The organism is Nocardia exalbida NBRC 100660, from assembly GCF_000308575.1.
Classification (GTDB): Bacteria; Actinomycetota; Actinomycetes; order Mycobacteriales; family Mycobacteriaceae; genus Nocardia; species Nocardia exalbida.
In genome coordinates, this window is sequence record NZ_BAFZ01000057.1 from 18,472 (window position 1) to 37,353 (window position 18,882).

The 18,882-nt window shown below is 69.9% G+C and carries 12 protein-coding genes; 4 read left to right on the top strand and 8 right to left on the bottom strand.

Annotated elements, in window-relative coordinates; genetic code table 11:
* Window positions 1–54: 54 nt before the first annotated feature.
* On the bottom strand, window positions 55–2,250 hold the full coding sequence (locus ON29_RS13135; protein WP_083863440.1) for an MMPL family transporter: 2,196 nt from the start codon (window positions 2,248–2,250) through the stop codon (window positions 55–57).
* Between the two features lie 262 nt (window positions 2,251–2,512).
* On the opposite strand from ON29_RS13135, the gene ON29_RS13140 reads away from it, so the two are divergent.
* The 4 genes from ON29_RS13140 to ON29_RS13150 are packed head-to-tail and all read left to right on the top strand — an operon-like array spanning window position 2,513 to window position 11,050.
* Complete coding sequence (locus tag ON29_RS13140; protein ID WP_040866526.1) at window positions 2,513–8,932, top strand: type I polyketide synthase; 6,420 nt, start codon at window positions 2,513–2,515, stop codon at window positions 8,930–8,932.
* Between the two features lie 28 nt (window positions 8,933–8,960).
* On the top strand, window positions 8,961–10,358 hold the full coding sequence (locus tag ON29_RS13145) for a condensation domain-containing protein (protein ID WP_040866527.1): 1,398 nt from the start codon (window positions 8,961–8,963) through the stop codon (window positions 10,356–10,358).
* A gap of 9 nt (window positions 10,359–10,367) precedes the next feature.
* Window positions 10,368–10,538: a hypothetical protein gene (locus ON29_RS37030; RefSeq protein WP_245548935.1), complete on the top strand. Its 171-nt coding sequence runs from the start codon at window positions 10,368–10,370 to the stop codon at window positions 10,536–10,538.
* Complete coding sequence (locus tag ON29_RS13150) at window positions 10,535–11,050, top strand: hypothetical protein (protein ID WP_245548936.1); 516 nt, start codon at window positions 10,535–10,537, stop codon at window positions 11,048–11,050. The genes ON29_RS37030 and ON29_RS13150 overlap by 4 nt, the downstream gene beginning before the upstream one ends.
* Before the next feature lie 17 nt (window positions 11,051–11,067).
* Here the strand turns inward: ON29_RS13150 and ON29_RS13155 are convergent, their stop codons facing one another.
* The 7 genes from ON29_RS13155 to ON29_RS13185 all read right to left on the bottom strand — a co-directional run.
* Window positions 11,068–13,185, bottom strand: a complete 2,118-nt coding sequence (locus tag ON29_RS13155) for an MMPL family transporter (RefSeq protein WP_083863442.1) — start codon at window positions 13,183–13,185, stop codon at window positions 11,068–11,070.
* Window positions 13,182–14,381, bottom strand: a complete 1,200-nt coding sequence (locus ON29_RS13160) for a hypothetical protein (RefSeq protein ID WP_040866528.1) — start codon at window positions 14,379–14,381, stop codon at window positions 13,182–13,184. Before ON29_RS13160 ends, ON29_RS13155 begins: the two co-directional genes overlap by 4 nt.
* 26 nt (window positions 14,382–14,407) lie before the next feature.
* Window positions 14,408–15,454 (bottom strand): NAD-dependent epimerase/dehydratase family protein, encoded by a 1,047-nt coding sequence (locus ON29_RS13165; RefSeq protein WP_051175158.1) that lies wholly within the window; start codon window positions 15,452–15,454, stop codon window positions 14,408–14,410.
* Window positions 15,451–15,723 carry a hypothetical protein gene (locus ON29_RS13170; protein WP_245548937.1) on the bottom strand — a complete coding sequence of 91 codons (273 nt, stop codon included), beginning with the start codon at window positions 15,721–15,723 and terminating at the stop codon, window positions 15,451–15,453. Before ON29_RS13170 ends, ON29_RS13165 begins: the two co-directional genes overlap by 4 nt.
* 5 nt (window positions 15,724–15,728) lie before the next feature.
* Complete coding sequence (locus tag ON29_RS13175; RefSeq protein WP_051175159.1) at window positions 15,729–17,408, bottom strand: fatty acid CoA ligase family protein; 1,680 nt, start codon at window positions 17,406–17,408, stop codon at window positions 15,729–15,731.
* Entirely contained in the window at window positions 17,405–18,319 is a 915-nt protein-coding gene (locus tag ON29_RS13180; protein ID WP_040866530.1) for a beta-ketoacyl-[acyl-carrier-protein] synthase family protein, read from the bottom strand. The genes ON29_RS13175 and ON29_RS13180 overlap by 4 nt, the downstream gene beginning before the upstream one ends.
* An 8-nt stretch (window positions 18,320–18,327) precedes the next feature.
* A partial coding sequence (locus ON29_RS13185) for a 3-oxoacyl-[acyl-carrier-protein] synthase III C-terminal domain-containing protein (RefSeq protein ID WP_040866531.1) occupies window positions 18,328–18,882 on the bottom strand: 555 nt, incomplete at its 5' end.

Consider the following 18,882-nt stretch of genomic DNA (forward strand, 5'->3'; position numbering starts at 1 on the left):
AGGCGGCGATTTGTTCTCCGCGCCGCGCTCGCGGAGGGACACCCTCCCGGTGAACTAGGGGCGTTCGGAGCCCTGGACGGCTTCGGCGCGGGCTTCCTCGGCCTCGGGAGTGCTGTGCCGCACGCCGCGTCGCAGCCAGGACGGAGCCCACCAGCAGGCGTCGCCGAGCAGCCGCATGATCGCGGGCACCAGCAGCATGCGCAGGATCGTCGCGTCGATGAACAGCGCCGCGACCATGCCGAAGGCGATGTACTGCATCATGACCAGATCCGACAGCGCGAAGGCTCCGGTCACCACCAGCAGGACCAGGGCGGCGGCGGTGATGATCCACCCCGTGCGGGCGATGCCCGCGCGTACGGCCTCGGTGGTGGTCGCGCCCGCCGCCCGCGCTTCCACGATGCGGGCGAGCAGGAAGACCTCGTAGTCGGTCGACAAGCCGTAGATCACGGCGACGATCAGCACCAGCACCAGCGCCATGATCGGCTGCGGGGTGACGTCGAGCAGACCCGCGCCGTGGCCCTCGACGAAGATCCAGGTGAGTATGCCGAGCGTGGAGCCGAGCCCGAGCAGATTCAGCACCGCGGCTTTGAGCGGCAGCACCACCGAGCCGAAGGCCAGCACCATCAGCACGGTGGTGACCAGGAAGACGAGCGCGATCATCAGCGGTATCCGGCGCAGCAGCGCGTCGACGCTGTCGCGCTGCTGCGCGGGCTGCCCGCCGATCAGCACTGTCGTGCCCTTCGGCACCGGCATGGAGCGCAGATAGTCGATGGTCGCGTTCGCGTCGTGCGCGTCACGCAGCACCGTCGAGGTGGTGAAGACGTTCGGATGCCCCGGTCCCTGCACCGCGCGCGGGAACGGCGCGATGAGGCCAGGGGCCCGGCCCGCCTGGGCCACCACCCCGTCGACGTCGGTGGTGTCGTGGGTGATCAGCACCAGGTCGACCGGGTTCATCTGACGCAGCGGGAAGACCTGATCGAAGTGCTGCTGCGCCGCGCGAGCCGGATGCTGCGGCGGCAGGAAGCGCTCGGAGATGCCGCCGAAGGCCACGTCGCGCACCGGGGCGATGAGCACCACCAGGACGGCCACCAGCGGAACCGCCACCGCCAGCGGCCTGCGCATGACCCACCCGGCGATACGGCCCCACGGATTGTCCCGCTCGCGGTCGCTCGCCCGGCGCGCGTGGAAGCGGTTGAAGCCCAGCCGATCCACACGCGTGCCGAGCACGGCCAGCATGGCGGGCAGCACCGTGATCGAGATCAGCGCCGCCAGGGTGACCGTCACCATCGCGCCGAAGGCGAACGAACGCAGGAAGCCCTGCGGGAACAGCAGAATGGCGCCCGCCGCGACGACCACGATGATCGCCGAGAACACGACGGTTCGTCCGGCGGTCGCGACCGTGCGCTGTACCGCCTCGGGCACCTCGCGACCGTCGGCCAGCTCCTCACGGAACCGGCTCACGATGAACAGGCCGTAGTCGATGGCCAGGCCGAGACCGATCATCGAGACCACCGGCGAGACGAAGGAGTTCACCTCGGTCACGGTGGTCAGGGCGCGAATGATCCCCCACGCCCCCAGCACCGTCAGCCCACCGACGACGAGCGGGAGCGCGGCCGCCACGACGCCGCCGAACAGGAAGAACAACAGCACCGCCACGGCGGGAACGGCGAACAGCTCCATCCGCCGCTGATCGTGGGCCATGGTGTCGTTGAGGGCGGCAGCGACCGGCTGCCCGCCGGCGACCTCCATGTCGATGCCCGGTATCGGGAACTCGTCGGCGACCGTCCGATAGTGGCGCATCACCAGCGTGTCGTTGCCGCCGCGAATGGCGACGGAGGCGAAGGCGTAGTCGCGGTCGGGGGAGCCGAAGACATCCGGTAGGTCGAGTCCGGTGTCGGTCGGCCAGTAACTGGCGTTGATCTTCGTGATCTGCTCCGGAAAGCGTTGCGGCAGGCTGTTCAAGTGGCCGACGACCGTGGCGGCGAAGGCCGGGTCATCGATCGTCTTGCCCGCCGGGGCGTGGAACAGCAAGAGCACGTCGGCGATGTGGTCGTGGCCGAATGCCTCGTCTTTGAGGCGCGCCGCGCGCGCCGATTCCGAGGTCGGATCGTCCCACCCGCTGACGCTGAGGTGATCGCCGAGGCCGAGGCCGTACACACCCAGGGCGAGCAGTCCGGCGACCATGACCCCGACGACCGTGAATCGCCGCCGGACGAGCGTATCGGTCCAGTGCGTGAACTCGGCGAACAATGTCGCCTCCTATTCGATGACATCGCATTTCGACGCGGGTTCGAACGGTGAAAACCTAGCAATATCAACATTTTTCGCGGGCGCCGAAGCCATAGTTTCGAGATGCCACAAATGGGTCGGCGGGTGAATTGTGAACTGTCCCTGAGTCCGCGACGGTGGGTGTGGCGGCCGTTACGCTGAGGCCGTCGCCAGCTGCGCACACGCTAATTCGTGAATCGCCGAAGAAAATGGCGGTCAACTTGATCCGACCCGGAGGATATGCATGTCGGATATCGCAATCGTCGGCATCGGCTGCAGGTTTGCAGGCGGAATCGACTCGCCCGACACCTTTTGGGAATTCGTCCTGGACAAACGCGACGGTGTGGTCGAGATGCCGGCCGATCGCTGGGATTACCGCCGCTACTACGACCCGGAGCCACGTACGCCGGGACGCAGTTACACCAAGCGCGCGGCATTCATGACGATCGACCCGTGGGAGTTCGACCCGGACTTCTTCGGCATCTCCGCTCGCGAGGCGACCGTGCTGGATCCGCAGCAGCGGCTGATGCTCGAGGTGACCTGGGAGGCGCTCGACGACGCCGGGATCGCGCGGCGCGCGGCGGGCCGATCGATCGGCGTCTACGTCGGCGGGTTCGTGGTGGACCAGTCGGTGATCGGCGTGGTCGGCCCCGCCCTGTTCCACACCGACATGCACACCCCGGCCAGTGCGTCCTACACGATGCTGTCCAACCGGATCGCCTACGCCCTCGATCTGGTCGGTCCCGCGCTCACGGTCGACACCGCGTGCTCGTCGTCACTGGTCGCCTTTCATCTCGCCTGCCAGGCGCTGGAGAACGGAGACTGCGAGGTGGCGCTCGCGGGTGGCGTGAACGTCATGCTGCAGCCGGAGACCTTCGTCCTGATGTGCAAGGGTGGCTTCCTGGCCGCGGACGGCCGCTGCAAATCCTTCGACGCCTCGGCCGACGGCTACGGGCGCGGCGAGGGCGCGGGCATGGTGGCGCTGAAGAAACTCGACGACGCGGTCCGCGACGGCGACCGGATCTACGCGGTGGTCAAGGCGACCGGCTCCAATCAGGACGGCCGTACCACGGCGATCACCGTGCCCAACGCCGAATCCCAGGAGAACCTGGCCCGCTCGGTGTGCGTGCGCGCGGGACTGGCGCCGAACGAGATCACCTACGTCGAGGCGCACGGCACCGGGACATTGGTGGGCGATCCGGTCGAGTTGCGTGCGCTCGGGCGGGTGTTCGGCGCGCCCGCCGGGCGCACGCGCTCGCTGGGCGTCGGCTCGGTGAAGTCGACACTCGGTCACACCGAGGCCGCGGCCGGTGTCGCGAGCGTGATCAAAGCGGCGCTGGCCATCCACCATCGCACCATCCCGCCGCAGGGCTGGCTCGACAAACCCAATCCGGACATCCCGTTCGACGAGCTCGGACTGCACGTCCAGCTGGAAGCGGAGGCGCTGCCCGACGACGCCGAGCCGATGACGATCGCGGTCAACGGCTTCGGCTACGGCGGCACCAACGCCCACACCATCCTGCAGGAGTTCCGCCGGGAACCCAGCGCGACCAACGCGCCCGCACGGCATCTCGGTGTGCTGCCGATCTCGGCCCGCAGCACCGGCGCGGCACGTGCGCTGGCAGGCCGGTTCGCCGATCTGATCACCGCGGGCGCCGATCCCGGCCGGCTGGCCGAGGCCGCCTGGACCCGCATGGCGCACCATCAGTACCGCACGGGGATGCTCGTCGGTGAGACCGCCGACCTGGTCCGGGATCTCCACCTGTTCGCCGCCGGAGAGGGGCGCGACGCCGCGCGGACGATCGCGGCGCGTACCGCGGAACCGGTGTTCGTGTTCTCCGGCATGGGTCCGCAGTGGTGGGGGATGGCCCGCGAATTGCTGGACGGTGCGAGCGTTTTCGCCGATACCGCCGCGGCGATCGACACGGAGTTCCGCAAGATCGCAGGCTGGTCGATCATCGAGGAACTGCTGCGACCGGAGGAGGAGTCCCGGGTCGCCAGGACCGAAGTGGCGCAACCGGCCAACTTCCTCGTGCAGGTGGCGTTGGTGCGGGAGCTGGCGGAGTACGGCATCCGTCCCGCGGCCGTGCTGGGGCACAGCGTCGGTGAAGTGTCGGCGGCCTACGTGAGCGGCATGCTCTCGCTGCGCGACGCGGTCCTGGTGGCCTATCACCGTGCCCGGTTGCAGGCGACCACCGCGGGCTCGGGTGGGATGCTCGCGGTCGGAATGTCGCCCGAGCAGGCCCGTGGACTCGTCGGCGACGACCCGCGGGTGGACATCGCCGCGATCAACAGCGCGAGCTCACTGACCTTGTCCGGCGAGATCGATCGCTTGGACGAGATCGCCGAAAAACTCACCGAGGACGGTATTTTCGCCCGCCGATTGCGCGTCGAGGTGCCGTACCACAGCCGGTTGATGGACCCCATCCTCGACGAGCTGCGCGCGGCGCTGTCCGGGCTGGAGCCGGAGGCGCCGACCGTGCCGCTGTACTCCTCGGTCACCGGCGAACGGGTGACCGGCCCCGACTGGAACGCCGAGTACTGGTGCGCGAACGTGCGCGAGCCCGTCCGGTTCGCCGACGCGGTCACCGAGCTGATCGGGGCGGACAGCCGGGTCTTCCTGGAGGTGGGCCCGCACCCGGTGTTGTCGGGCAACATCCGTGAGACTCTGCTGGGCGCGGAGGTCAACGGCACGACGGTGCCGACACTGGATCGCAAGCAGCCGGATTCGGAGAGCCTGCGCCGCACTCTCATCGGCCTCTACGCCGCGGGCGTGCTCGACATCGACGAGCTGTTCCCCGCGCGGGACCCCGCGACACCGCACGTGCCACTGCCGCGTTATCCCTGGCAGCGGACCCGGTTGCATTCGGCGCTGCCGCTGTTCGAGCAGGCGCGCCTGGGCAGCCCCGGCACCTACGCCATGCTCGGCGATCCCGACGTCGAGGGCAGGCCGGACTGGCTGCTGCAGGTCGGCACCGAGCTGCTGCCGTGGCTGGCCGACCACGTCGTCAACGGCGTCAAGATCATGCCGGGCGCGGCGTACCTGGACGCCGCGCTGAGCGCCACGGCCTCCCGTCTCGGTGTCGAACGCGTGGCGCTGGAACAGGTCCGGTTCGTGGCCCCCCTCATCATGGGCGCGCCGGACGTGCCGCTGGTGGCGCTGACCGTCGAGGAGGCCAGCGGCCGCTTCCTGATCCGATCGCGTTCGGCGACGGGGACGGCCTGGACGGTGCACGCCTTCGGCCGCACACTGACCGGCAGTCACAAGCCCACGAAGGTCACGGTTCCCACCCTGGACGTCGGTATCGACGTCGACCCGCAGATGTTCTATACCGGCCTGGCCGCGGCGGGGCTGCAGTACGGTCCGGCCTTCCGACGCGTCACCTCCGCGCGCGTCGGCGCGGACGCGGTGGTCGCCACGGTCGACGGCACCATCGCGGCGGACTCCGGACACCTCGCCCACCCCGCGGTGGTCGACGCCGCGATGCAGTCCGCGGCCCTGCTGTTCGCCGACGCCAGGATCGATGAAGGCACGCTGGTTCCGGTCGGTGTCGCGGCGGTGCGGCTGGTCGCACCGCTACCCGAGCGGATCACCGTGGTCGCGCGCCGAGATCCGCGGGCCAGGCTGCGCGCCGACGTGGATCTGCTCGACGACGAACACAACCTCGTGATGCGATTGAGCGGTTTGCAGATCGGTGCGCTCGCGCCGGGCCGGGATCCGCTGCATCGGATGGTCGACTTCTACTACGCCGAGACGCTGGAACGACGCGATCCGCTCGATCCCGAGGCGCTGCCGAAGGATTCGGTGACCACCGTGATCGTCGCGCTGGGCGGCAACTGCCCTCGTGCGGGGCGGCTGGCCGCCGCCCTCCCCGGCTCCCGGCTCTACGTGGCAGGCGTCGCGGGCCGCGAACTCGCCGCCGACCTGGCCGCGACACTGGCGGCCGCCAAGGCGGAGGGCACCGACCGGCTGCACGTCTGCGTGGTCGCGGGGACCGTCGAGGACGATGTCGCCGATCTGTGGACCCTGGAGCGGATCGCGGTGGCCCTCGACGAGTTCGTCCACCCCGAGATCGCCGACGAGGGGCCCAAGAGCGTCTTCGGTGAGGGATGGTGTCACGCCACCCTGGTGACCGAACGGGCGTTCGCGCTGCCCGGCAGCCCGATCACGCCGAATTCGAATCACGCCGCGCTGGCCGGCGCTCGACGGGTGCTGCTCAACGAGCAGTCGGCGCTGCGCTGGCGGCTGGTCGACGTGGAACCCGACACCGAGATCACCGATCTGATCGGGGAACTGGCCGTACCGGGCGCGTTCTGGAACGACAACCTCGACGAGGTCGTACTGCGCGCGGGCGAGCGCTGGGCTCCGTTGGTGACCAAGCCGCTGCAGGAGCGCCTCGACACCCTCGACACCGCCGAACCGCTGACCGATCCGGAGGCGAACTTCGCGCTGGAGCTGCCGCGGACCCGGATGCTGCCGGCATTGGCCTGGCGGCAGTGCCCGCGGCGCGAACCGGGGCCGGGGCAGGTCGAGGTCCGGATGAAGGTCATCGGTCTGAACTACAAGGATCCGCTCAAGGTCATCGGCCTGCTCGGCGAGCGCGAACTCGCGCCCACCTATTTCGGCACCGTGCCCGGCATGGAAGGCGTCGGCGAGGTGGTGCGCGTCGGCGACGGGATCACCGATCTGGCCGTGGGCGAGCTGGTCGCGATCGCCGCCAAGGGCATGATGCGGCGCTACGTCGTCGTCGACCGGCAGCTGGCCATCCCGCTGCCGCCCGACGCCGATCCCGGATACTGCACCAGCACCATCGCCTTCGGCACGGCCGAGTACGCGCTGCTGGATCTGGCCCGGCTGGAGCCGGGCGAGACGGTGCTGATCCACGGCGCCGCGGGCGGTGTCGGCACGGCCGCGATCCAGGTGGCCAAGGACCGCGGGGCACGCATCATCGGCACCGCGAGCACCGACGAGCGCCGCGCCCACGTGCTCGCCCTCGGCGCCGATCACGCGATCGACTCGCGCTCGCTGAACTTCGTCGACGACGTACTGGAGCTGACCGGCGGCAAGGGCGTCGAGGTCGTGCTCAGCAGCGCGCCCGGGGAGATCCTGCGCCAGAACTTCAACGCCGTCGCGGAATTCGGGCGCATCGTCGAGGTCGGCAAGGCCGACATCTACACCGGCGGACTGCTCGAGATGGCCAACTTCGACAAGAACGTGGCGTACTTCTCGATGGATCTGGACCGCCTGGTCGCCGTCGACGCGCAGCGGCTGACCCGGCTGCTGCAGCGGGTCTACGAGAAGGTGCTCGCGGGCACCTACCAGCCGCTGCCGTACAAGCTGCTGGAAACCGACGAGGTGGGCAGGGCCTTCGAGGAGACCATTCGCTCGACCGGCCTGGCCCGGATCGCGTTGCGCATGGATTCGCCCACTCCGGCGGTGCGGCCCCACCTGCCCGAAATCGAGATCGACAGCACCGCGACCTATCTCGTCACCGGCGGGTTCGGTGGATTCGGCATGGCCATCGGGCGCTGGCTGGTGCTGCGCGGGGCGCGGCGGCTGGTCTTGCTCGGCCGCGGCGGCGCGAGCACCGAGGAGGCACGCAGGCAGCTCGAGGCGTGGCGCACCGTCGGCGTCGACGTGGTCGAGGAGCGTGCCGACGTGACCGACCCGGAGGCTGTCGCCACGATCGTCGCACGGGCCCACAGCGTCGAGCATCCGCTGCGCGGAGTCTTCCACGCCGCGGGAGCCGTGGCCGACAACCGTTTGGCGGCGATGCGATTCGAGGAGCTGGCCAAGGTGTACCGCCCGAAGGTGCACGGCGCCCGGGTACTGCATCGAGCCGTGGCCGATGCCGGGATCCGGTTGGACATGTTCGTGCTGTGCTCCTCTGGCGGTTCGATGTACGGCATCTACGGCCAGTACAACTACTGCGCGGCCAATGTGGCGGTGGAGTCGCTGGCCGAGGAATGGTCCAGGGCGGGCGAGCGGGCGCTGTGCGTCGGCTGGGGCCACCTGTCGGGTGCGACGGGCGGTATGGCCGCCGACGAGACAGCCCTCAAGTACCTCGATCTGGTGGGCTTCGATCCGATCGACATGGCCGACGCGACCGCTTATCTGGAGCAGACGCTGCGCCTGGGCGACGCTCGCGCGGCGATCATCCCGACCGACTGGGCCAAGCTGACCGGTACCTTCCCGCAGCTGACCCGGACCGGCCGCACGAGCGCGCTCGCCCAGTCCTCCGCCAAGGACACCTCCGAACTGGCCCGGTTGCGGGCCGAGGTGGCCGCGATCGAGGAGAACAAACGCGGGGGCTTCGTCGCCCGCAAGATGGCCGAGGAACTCGCCGTCGTCATGGGTGTGCCGGTCGAGTCCATCGACATGACCGTTCCGGTGCCCGAACTCGGGCTGGATTCGCTGATGGCGGTGGAACTCGGCGCGCGGGTCACCAAGACCCTCGGCATCGACCTGATGTCGCTGCAGATGGGCCGATCGTTCAGCCTGGAGCAGGCAGGCCCGAAGGTGGCGGAGCTGATCCTGGCCGCGGATTCCGGTCAGGCGCAGCCGGTGGCGGACCTCGTTCCGTCGATGGCGGGACCGGCGCCGTCCAACGGCGCCGCGCCCGAACCGCTGCCCGCGTTGGCGGGGGCCGAGGGCAGGCCGTGACCGATCGTCGTCGAAACGAGGTGGCATCGTGGTCGGTTTCGGGTTGATCGATGAATGGGAGCCGGGGCCCGGCAGGCTGGTCAGCTGGGTGGCGTCACCGGAGTCGGTGGCGCGCGCCCGGCGAGCGCCGGTGCACCCGGCCCCGCCCTCGCACCAGCAGGAGCAGTATCTTCGGCTCGCCGATCGGCACGCCAAGGCGGAGTTCCGGTACTCCGGCCTGTGCCTGGTGACAGCGGAGATCCCGGCAGGCGGCCTCGACCCGGCCGCGATGACGCGGGCGGTCAACGCGTTCCTGTTGCGCCACGACACCTTTCGGACCTGGTTCCGGATCGACTCCGCGGGCACGATCGAGCGTCACCTCGTGCCCGCGCAGGACGTCGAGTTCGTACCGATCGACTACGGCCGCGTCGACGAGGCCCGCGCCATCCGCGATCACGTCCAGAAGACGACGCCGGGACCCTTCGACTGGGACTGCTTCACCTTCGGCGCGATCGAACGCGAGGAATCGACCACGGTCTACCTGGCGGTCGACCATCTGCACACCGACGGATTCGGCCAGTATCTGTCCGGATTCGACCTCGCGCTGCTGTATGTGCGCGAAGTGTGGGAAGACGTGGGCATGCCGGCCCCCGTGGCCAGTTACCTCGACTACTGCACCGCTGAGCGGGAGTACACGAGCCGGATGACGCTCGCCTCACCCGGCGTGCGCAAGTGGCTGGAGCTCATCCGCGGCAACGACGGCGAACTGCCGTCCTTCCCCTTGGATCTGGGCAAGCGCACCGATGTGTACAACCGCAGCGCGCACCGCACGATCACCCTGTTCGACGAGCACACCGCGCTGCGGTTCGAGCGGGTCTGCCGCGCCAACGGCGCGGAGTTCGTCGGTGGCATCTTCGCCGCGGCGGCGCTGGCCGAGCGCGAACTCATCGACAGCGACTATTACTTCGGGATGACGCCGGTCAGTACCCGCAGCAGCGCCGCCGAACGCGCGTCGGTCGGCTGGTACGTGACGTTGCTGCCGGTGGCCTTCCCGATCGGCGCCACCACCACCTTCGCGCGCGCCGCGACCATCGCGCAGCACGCCTACGAGAACGGCCTGCGCCTGGCCCCCACCTCGTTCCAGCGCGTGGTGGAACTGCTGCCCGCCGACTCCGATCTGGATCTGAAACCGGGCTGGTCCACGCCGATGATCTCGTATGTGGACACCCGGGAGCTGCTCGGCAACGAGTTGTTCGACCTGGGCTCGTGTGGGCTGTACGCCAATCGTGCCGCCTCCGAACAAGTGCTGATCTGGATCAACCGGTTCGCGTCGGAGACCACGCTGAGCGTCATCTACCCGGACACCCCGGTGGCGCACGGCTCCGTCGAACGCTACGTGGCCACCCTTCGGCGCGTGTTCGCGGCCGCGGCCGAGGACACACTGTGAGGAGAACAGGTGCACAGCGCATTTCGTGACCCCGGAATTCCCGACGGAGAGAAGTCCGTCTACATCGCCACCATCGCCGACCGGGCGCCGAAGCTCGACCTGGTCAGCGTCGTCGCCCACGACGGCGACGGCTACCGCTCGATCGTCGAGGCCGGCCTGGGAAACGGAATTTCGCGATGACCATAGAGCAGCGGTTCCTGCGCTCGGGAGACCGGCTCCGGGCCGAGCACTACCGCGCCGAGACACGCTCGGGTACAACGGTGGTCAGCCGCGAGGAGGCCAACTTCCTCGACACCGTCCATCTGCAGTTCGGCGGCGGGATCGCGCCCTTTCCGGCCGATGTGATGCCGCTCGCCGCTGGCCTGACCTTGCTGCGCGGCCTGGACTTCGCCGAGGGCGCCGAGGAGTGCGTGGATCTGTGGCTGGCGTTCTCGGTGCACATCCCGCTCGGCGCCGAAGTGGAGCAGCGCACCGTCATCGAGGTACCGGCCGGGCGCATCGACTGCTGGCAGGTCCGGCTGCGGCCGCGGTTGTCGGGACTGAACATGATGCTGGAGAAGGTGCTCGCCGGATTCCTGCCACCCGCGGTGGCGCATTTCGACGCGGCCCCGCCCCATCGCCTGGTCCGCCTCGGCTTCCCGACCGGTCCGATGCCATGGGATCCCCGCGGCCTACTGGAACTTGTTGCCTAGCAACGGGTGCAGCTGGATCATCTCGTGGCCGACGTGCGTTCCTGAATGCGGGCGACGGTGGCTGTCACGACGTGGCGGGGGCGGCGGGGCGACCACCAGTTGGCGGGCCCCATCAGCTGGACCAAGGCGGGCACCAGGAGCATGCGGACGAGGGTGGCGTCCACGACCAGGGCGACGATCATGCCGAGACCCAGGAAGCGCATGGGGGTCAGGGGGGACAGGGTGAACGCTCCGGTGACGATCACCAGCAGGGTCGCGGCGGCGGTGATCACGCGAGCGGTCTTGACCGTGCCCGCCCGCACCGACGCGGCGGTGTCGGCGCCCGCGTCGTGCGCTTCGACCATGCGCGACAGCAGGAACACTTCGTAGTCGGTGGAGAGCCCGAAGACGACCGCGATGATCAGCACCAGCATGCCCGCGGTGATCGGGCCGGTGCTCACGCCGAGCACGCCGGACAGATGCCCGCCGCAGAAGATCCAGGTCAGCACGCCGAAGGTGGCGGCGAGGCTCAGGAACGCCAGGATGACCGCCTTGAGCGGCAGCACGATCGAGCGGAACGCGGCCGACAGCAGCACCATCGTCGCGCCGACCATGACGAGGATCATCCACGGCATCGCGGCGACGATGGAGCGCACGCTGTCCACGGTGGCCGCGGTGTCGCCGCCGACCCACAGCACGGTGCCGTCCGGAGGAGTCACCGCGCGCAGGGCGCGGACCGAGGCACTCGCCGCTTCGGTGCGGTCGGTGTCGCGCAGGAAGGCGTGGAAGACGACGAAGTCCTCGGCGCGACCCACCTGGACGACCTGCCGCACACCGTCGATCTCGCTCAGCGCCGCCGCGACCGTGTCGACAGCGGCCGACTGCGGCGGCCCGTCCGTGCCGTGCAGCACCGCGGTGGCCCCGCTGCCCGCCGCGGGAAACTGCGCGGTGAGTTCCTCGACGGTGACGCGCATGGGGTTGTCCGCGGGCAGCGCGTGATGGTCGATATCGCCCAGTCGCAGCCCGGCCAGCGGCGCCGCGAAGACCAGGAGGAGGGCGCCGACGGCCATGGTCACCAGGGCGGGCCGTCGCAGCACGCGATCGACCAGGCCGCCCCAGAACCGGTCGCTGCGATCGATCGCTCGCCCGGCGCCGATGCGCGCGCCGAACAGGGCCAGCAGTGCGGGCAGCACGGTGAGCGAGAGCCCGGCGGCCAGCGCCACCGCCGTGATCGCGCCGACGCCCAGCGACCGCAGCACCGCCTGCGGGAAGACGAACATCCCCGCGAACGCGCAGACCAGCAGCAGCGCCGAGAACGCGATCGTGCGCCCGGCGGTCGCGTAGGTGCGGGTGATCGCGGCGGGCACGCCGTGCCCGGCCGCGACCTCCTCGCGGAACCGGGTGACCAGGAACAGCCCGTAGTCGATGGCCATCCCGAGCCCCAGCAGCGAGGCGATGTTCATCGCGAACGTGCTCACCTCGGTGAGTTCGGCGAGCACGCGGATGGCGCCCATCGCGCCCAGCACGGTCAGGCCACCGACCACGACCGGGAAGGACGCGGCGACGAGCCCGCCGAACACCAGCACCAGGATGAGCAGCGTCAGCGGCAGCGAGATCGATTCCGCCCGCAGCAGATCGTGCTGGGACTGCGCGTTGATCTCCGTGGAGACCGCGCTGTAGCCGGACAGATCGGTCGCGACACCCGGGACGCGCAATTGCGGTTCGATGTCCGGGTACACGCTGACGCGCTGGTTGGCGTCACCGGCGAGATATACGACGGCCAGTGCGTGCCGGTCGTCCGCGGAGCGCAGGAACTGCTTGCGTGCGATTCCGGCGTTCCAATAGGTTTCGATCGGCCGTTGCAGCAGCGCCGGGTCGATCCGCGCCAGCGATTCCCGCACCCGGGGGCCGATGTCGTCGAGCGTCTGGCCCTGCGGCGCGGTGTACCGCACCACCACGTCCGGATTCTGCGGTCCGAAATGCTCGCTCACGAGCTCGTCCACGTGCGCGGACTCGCTGCCGGGATCGATGAACCCGGCCGCCGTCACCTTGTCGGACGCTCCGATGCCGACCAGACCGGCCAGCAGCATCACCCCGGCCACGACCGCGAGCACCCATCGCGGCCGGCCGAGCACGAGCCGGGCGAGGGCGGTCATCTCACGGCCGCATCGTGCGGGGCCGACTCGGCTTCCAACCGCGCCGCGATCTTGTCCAGCAGCGCCTCCAGCCGGGGCTCGATGCCCGCGCCGTTGCGGCAGGACACGGTCAGCTCCAGCTTTCCGCGCGACTCGACCATGGCGAACAGCAGCGGCATCGCGCCGCTGTGCTGGGGCAGCAACCGCATGGTCGTCGGCGTCCAGCCGGGCACGGCCATCTCGTCGAGATCGACGCTGCCCATGTGGGAGATGGTGGCCGACACCATGTTCCGGTTCAGCCGCGCCCCGAGCCAGTTGCTGCCGCGCAGCACGCCGCGGAGGACGGGGGCCGGGAACTTCGACAGCTTGCCGTTGTCCAACTGGTTCAGTTCGCTTCTCTCCCGCAACCCGGTGCGCATCCGGCCGCTGATCGTCGCCCAGTCCTCGCCGGGCGCCACGTCGAGAAACAGGGGCAATGCCAGGTTCCCGGTCGAGCGCAACTCGGGATCGTGCCTGCGCAGGTCGACCGGGATCATGAAGCGCGACCGGGCCCCCGACTCCGCGGCCAGGACCGCCGCCACCCGTGCGACGATGCCCTTGCCGGTCGCCTCGATCGTGCGGTGGCGCAGCAGCCAGCGCGGGGCCGCCGGATCCTGGCGGCCGTGGCCGGTCGGCGCCCGGAACGTGGGCAGCACCCGGGTCGGTTTGCCCGGCGCGCCCACCCGCGCCACCAGTTCGGCGTCGGCGACCGGGTCGGCAGCGCCGACGGGCGGCAGGCCGCGCAGTGCGCGGAAGACGTCGTCCACCCACATCCGCAGGCCCATGCCGTCCATCACGCCGTGAAAGGCGCGGAACACGACGGTGGTCCGGTCACCGGTCAGCAGCAGCACCTCGGTGGTCCGCTCCGGCGTGGGACCGATCGGGCTGTCGAGTACCGCGTCGTGTTCGAGCGCGTCGTAGTTCAGCGACCATCCCGGCACGACGCGCACGGTGGCGGCCAGGCCGCTGTCCACCCAGTCGCCGCCGTCGCGGACCAGGCGGGCGCCGGGGTCGGCCGCCGAGGCCACGTCGACGGCCCGTTGCAGGGCGGCCGGGTCGAGGCTGCCGTCACCGTGTACGGCGATATGCATGACGAACGGCGGAGTCACCCGCCGTGTGGCGAAGTAGAGGCGTTCGGTGGGTGTGATCTTCCGGCGGAAGACGGGGGCGTTGCTCATGCTGATCTCCGGTACCGAGGTGGCGCTCAGCGCAGATTGCGGGTGAGTTCGACCGCTCCGCCCTGGGTGGGCAGCCAGGCGAGGAACGCGGCCAGTCCGCTGTCGCGGTCCACCACCGGCCGGTAGCCGAAATCGCGTGCGGCGGCGGTGGTGTCGTAGGTGGCGCTGCGGGTCATCAGCGCGACGGCGTAGCGCGAGAGCGGCGGCGACCAGCGCGTCGCGACGGCCGGGATGCGCCAGATCGTCTCGATGACGCGCACCGCCGCTTCGATCACCCTCGGATGGGGTTTCCTGGTCGGCGGCTGGTACCCCAGCCGAACGGCGACCTCGCCGAGGAATCCCCACACGTCGGTCCGCTCGGCGTCGGCGACGAAATACGCCTTGCCGCCGACCGCGTCCGACGCGGCCGCCTTCACACAGGCGTCGACGATGTTGTCGACGTGACACAGCGACGCGTAGACGGTGCGGCCGAAGGACAGGTCCGGCAGCGTTCCCGCACCGGCCCGGCCGAGCAACCGCACGATGGGACCGGACCGGTCGCCGGCTCCCCAGATCGCGCGGGGGCGCAGCGCGCAGGTGCGGAACCCTTCGGTGTCGGCGGCCAGCACCGCCCGCTCGGCCGCGGCTTTGGTCTCCGAGTACAGGTTCAGGTAGCGCCGGGGATAGGGCACCGATTCGTCGACGTCGATCTGGTCGCCGCCGTGGTAGTCCATCAGCGCGCTCGGACTCGAGATGAACACGAATCGCCCCGCCCCGCCGCGCCGGGCCGCTTCGAGCAAACGCTCGGTGGCCCGGACGTTCTCGTTCCAGAATTGTTCCCGGGTACCGCGCTCGTCCACCCGGGCCGCGCTGTGGAACACGATGTCGACCCCACGGGTCGCTCGTTCGAGCGAGGCGGGATCGGTCAGGTCGCCGTAGACCAGCTGGACCTTGCCGACGTCGGCGCCGAGGTCGGTCAGATCGCTGGTGCGCCGCACCAGGATCGACACGTGGTGCTCGCCGTCGCGCACCAGCCTGCGTACCAACGCGCCGCCCAGGAATCCGGACGCACCGGTCACCAGAACTTTGCTCATTGCCGTTCCTCCTTGCCGGGCTGGGTTCGCCACCAGGTCAAGCCGAAGATCTGCGTCAGGGCCGCCGTCTCGAACCGGCCGCGTCCGGAACCCTCGGCGGCGCGCAGGGCCACCGGGATCTGCGCCGCGTGCACGACGACGCTCAGGAACGCGTCGATCCACCAGGCGGCGCGCAGGATCCGGCTGTCCGGGACGCGGCCGGTCGCGGCGGCGAGGGCGCCGCAGGCCAGATACAGCCACCCCAGGACGGGAACCGCCCGCAATGCCATCGTTTTCATCGTCGGTTGTCCGTTCCTAGCCGCTCGGCCGCCCAGATCGTGAGCTGTTCGCGCCCGATCTTCGCGTTGTGCCGGATGTCCACCGGGAACGACGGGTGAATCAGGAAGTCGTCGACGGTCCTGGTGAGGTCGAACCGCGCCCCGCGGGCCCGCAGCGCGGCCTCGACGACCTGCGCGTCCGCGCCCGGCTTCGGTTCCACGCAGAGCACCGGTCGCTGCGCTCCGCGCGCCCCGACCCCGACCAGCGCCGTGCGGGCCACGCCCGCGACGGTGTTGAAGACTTGTTCGACCTGGACGGTGAACATCGGACCGTGCCCCGTGACCACCCGCTGACTCTTGCGTCCGCAGAACCAGATCCGTCCTCGATCATCGATCCACGCGAGATCGCCGGTGCGGTGCCAGATCCGGTCGCCGTCGACGATCTTGCCCAGCGTGTTCGCCTGTTCCGGCCAGTAGTACCTGGCGCTGACATTCGGCCCGGCGACCACTAGTTCACCGATTCCGCCGGTGTCCTCGAGCCCGCCCGCGAGTTCTTCGGCCCGGCTCCACGTCGGGATGGCGTCGTCGGTGATGGCGACGACGCGCGCCTGTACCTGGTGGGAGGGCCTGCCGAGGCAGGTTCCCGCCCCGCGGTGCGCCCGTTCGACCAACCCGCCCAGCAGTTCCCTGGACTCGATGGTGGCCATCGGCAGTGCCTCGGTGGACCCGTATCCGGCGACGACCTTCGCGTCCTCGCCGAGCACCGCGCGCAGCCCGGCGATGCACCAGTCCGGCACCGGCGCGCCGCCGGAATAGATGCTGTCGAGCGTGTTCAGCTCGGCCGGTCGGGTCCGCAGGTGTTCCAGCAGCGGAATCAGCACCGCCGGGGAGGCGAACATGGTCCGCACGCCGAACTTCTGGATCGCGTCGACGACATGTGCGGGATCGGTGGCGCCGACCTTGCTCGGAATCAGCGGCGGCAATACGCAGCGTGAACCCAGGAGCAGATCCAGCACACCGACCAGCGGGAGAGTGATCAGCGAGGCCTCCGGCGCCACCTCGCCGCGCGCCACGTGCACCTGCTCCACCATCGCGGCCAGATTGCCGTGCGTGAGCTGCACGGCCTTGGCCGGTCCGGTGCTGCCGGTGGTGAACGCGATGAACAGCAGGTCGTCCTCGGTGGCCGGTCGGCCCGCGGTGACCGAGCCGGTGGGCGTGCGGCCCCAGCCCCGCAGCGACTCGCCGCGCCAGAACCACCGTCTGCCGACGGTGACGGCGGTGTGGACGCCGCGGAAGCCGCGCCGGAACAGCACGCGCAGCGCGTGCGCCTGCGGGATGCCGATGAACGCCTCGGCGTCCACGGCGCGCAGGCAGCGCAACATCTTTCGCACGCCCATCCCCGGGTCGATCACCACGGCCACCGCGCCGATCTTGAGCAGCCCGAACATGATCGCGTACAGCTCCGGGCTCGGCAGCACCAGCACGATGGTGCGTGTCCCGGTGCCGACACCCGACGCCGTGAGCCGCTGGGCGATCGTGTCCGACCACGCGTCCAGTTCGCGATAGGTCAGGTGCCGGTAGGCCGGCAGGCCATCGGGGCCGACCCCGTCCGCGTAGCGCACGGCCACCCGGGTGGGCTCGGTGCGGACGACCGCACGGAACCGATCGATGGCCTGCCAGTAGGTTCCCGTCGTCACGCAGGCGCCCCGGCGAAGACGGGCAACCGGTAGAGCACCGCCGCCGCCGAAGGACCGGCCCCCGCCGCGACGAACAGCACCTGGTGGTGCTGGGCGAAGGCGTCGTCCGCGACCGCCAGGTCGTAGGCCGCGGTGAGTGCCGCGGTGTGCGGGTCGCCGTCGCGCAGGTCCGGAGTGCGCACCGCGCCCTGATCGATGCCGAGGGCGGCGGCCAGCCTCTTGGGGAACTCCGGGCTCGGCGTCGAGGCGATCAACGCGATCCGCTCGAGCGAGGCGTGCCCGGATTCGGCGAGCGCCTGCCGCGCGGCGTCGACGGCCACCTCGAGCAGGCGGTCCTCGAAGCCGGGCTCCCGTTCCACGGTCATGGCGCCGCGACCGGTGTTGCCCATGGTCGAGACGTCGACGTAGGCCTCCACGGCGGGCGTGCCTTCCCCGGCGACGGTGTGCACCGGGCCGAAGCCGGTCGGCTCGTCGGTGCGCTCGAGCAGCAGCGCCGCGCCGCAGGTGGCGTACGGGAACTGTTCGTCGCCGACCGAGCGAAGCAGCGACGGATGGGTGTCGCCCGAGACGATCAGCACGTGCTCGGCACTGCCGGTCTCCAGGACGGAGGTGGCCACCTGGACCGCGTTGAGCACGCTGACCGCCCCGTTCATCAGGTCGAACGAGAAGGTGCGCGGGTCGTCCTTGGCGTATTCGAGCCCGATGCCCGCCGCCTTCTGGATCAGCGCCGACACCGCCGGTTCGACGGTGTTGGAATCCCGGAAGATGCCCGCGTTGATCAGCAGCCCGACCTGTTCGGGAAGGATCCCGGCACGCTCGAGGCTCCGCTTCGCCGCGCGGGCACTGTGCTCGACGATGCTGTTGGTGTCGCCGCCCCGGCTGACGCCGGTGGACTTGATGCGTACGCTCATGACCTACCTCAGACCTTCAGCGACGAGATGGTGGTGGACAGGAACCCGGTGACGATGCCGGAGGCCGCCGGCACCAGCAGCAACTTCGATCCCGCGGGGATGTTCTGCTCGCCGAGCTGATCGTGCAGAACGATGAAATGTGAAGTGGTGGAAGTGTTCCCGTACTTCTCGATGACCCGCAGATCCGGCGGCATCGGGCTGCCGAACTCGCGCTCGGCGATCGCGTTCATCCACGGGATGGCCGTGGCGCCGAACTGGTGGTGGATCACGTAGTCGAACTTCTCGTCGGCGAAGGTCTTGCCCTGCGCCTCGAGGAATTTCCGCTGGGTATTGGTACCGAGCAGGAAGCGGTCCTCGTTGTGCATCCGGCGGTTGTCGGTGTACATCGCGATGCCCTGCGTCTTGCCGCTCGGCATGCCCAGACACAGCTGCGCGTATTCCGCCGCGGTCATCATCTCGATGTAGTGGATCATGTCGTTTTCGTCGACCGCCTGGTCCAGCACGATCGCACAGCCGGAATCGCCGACGGACAGCGACGCGAATTGCGGATCGTATTTCTGGGA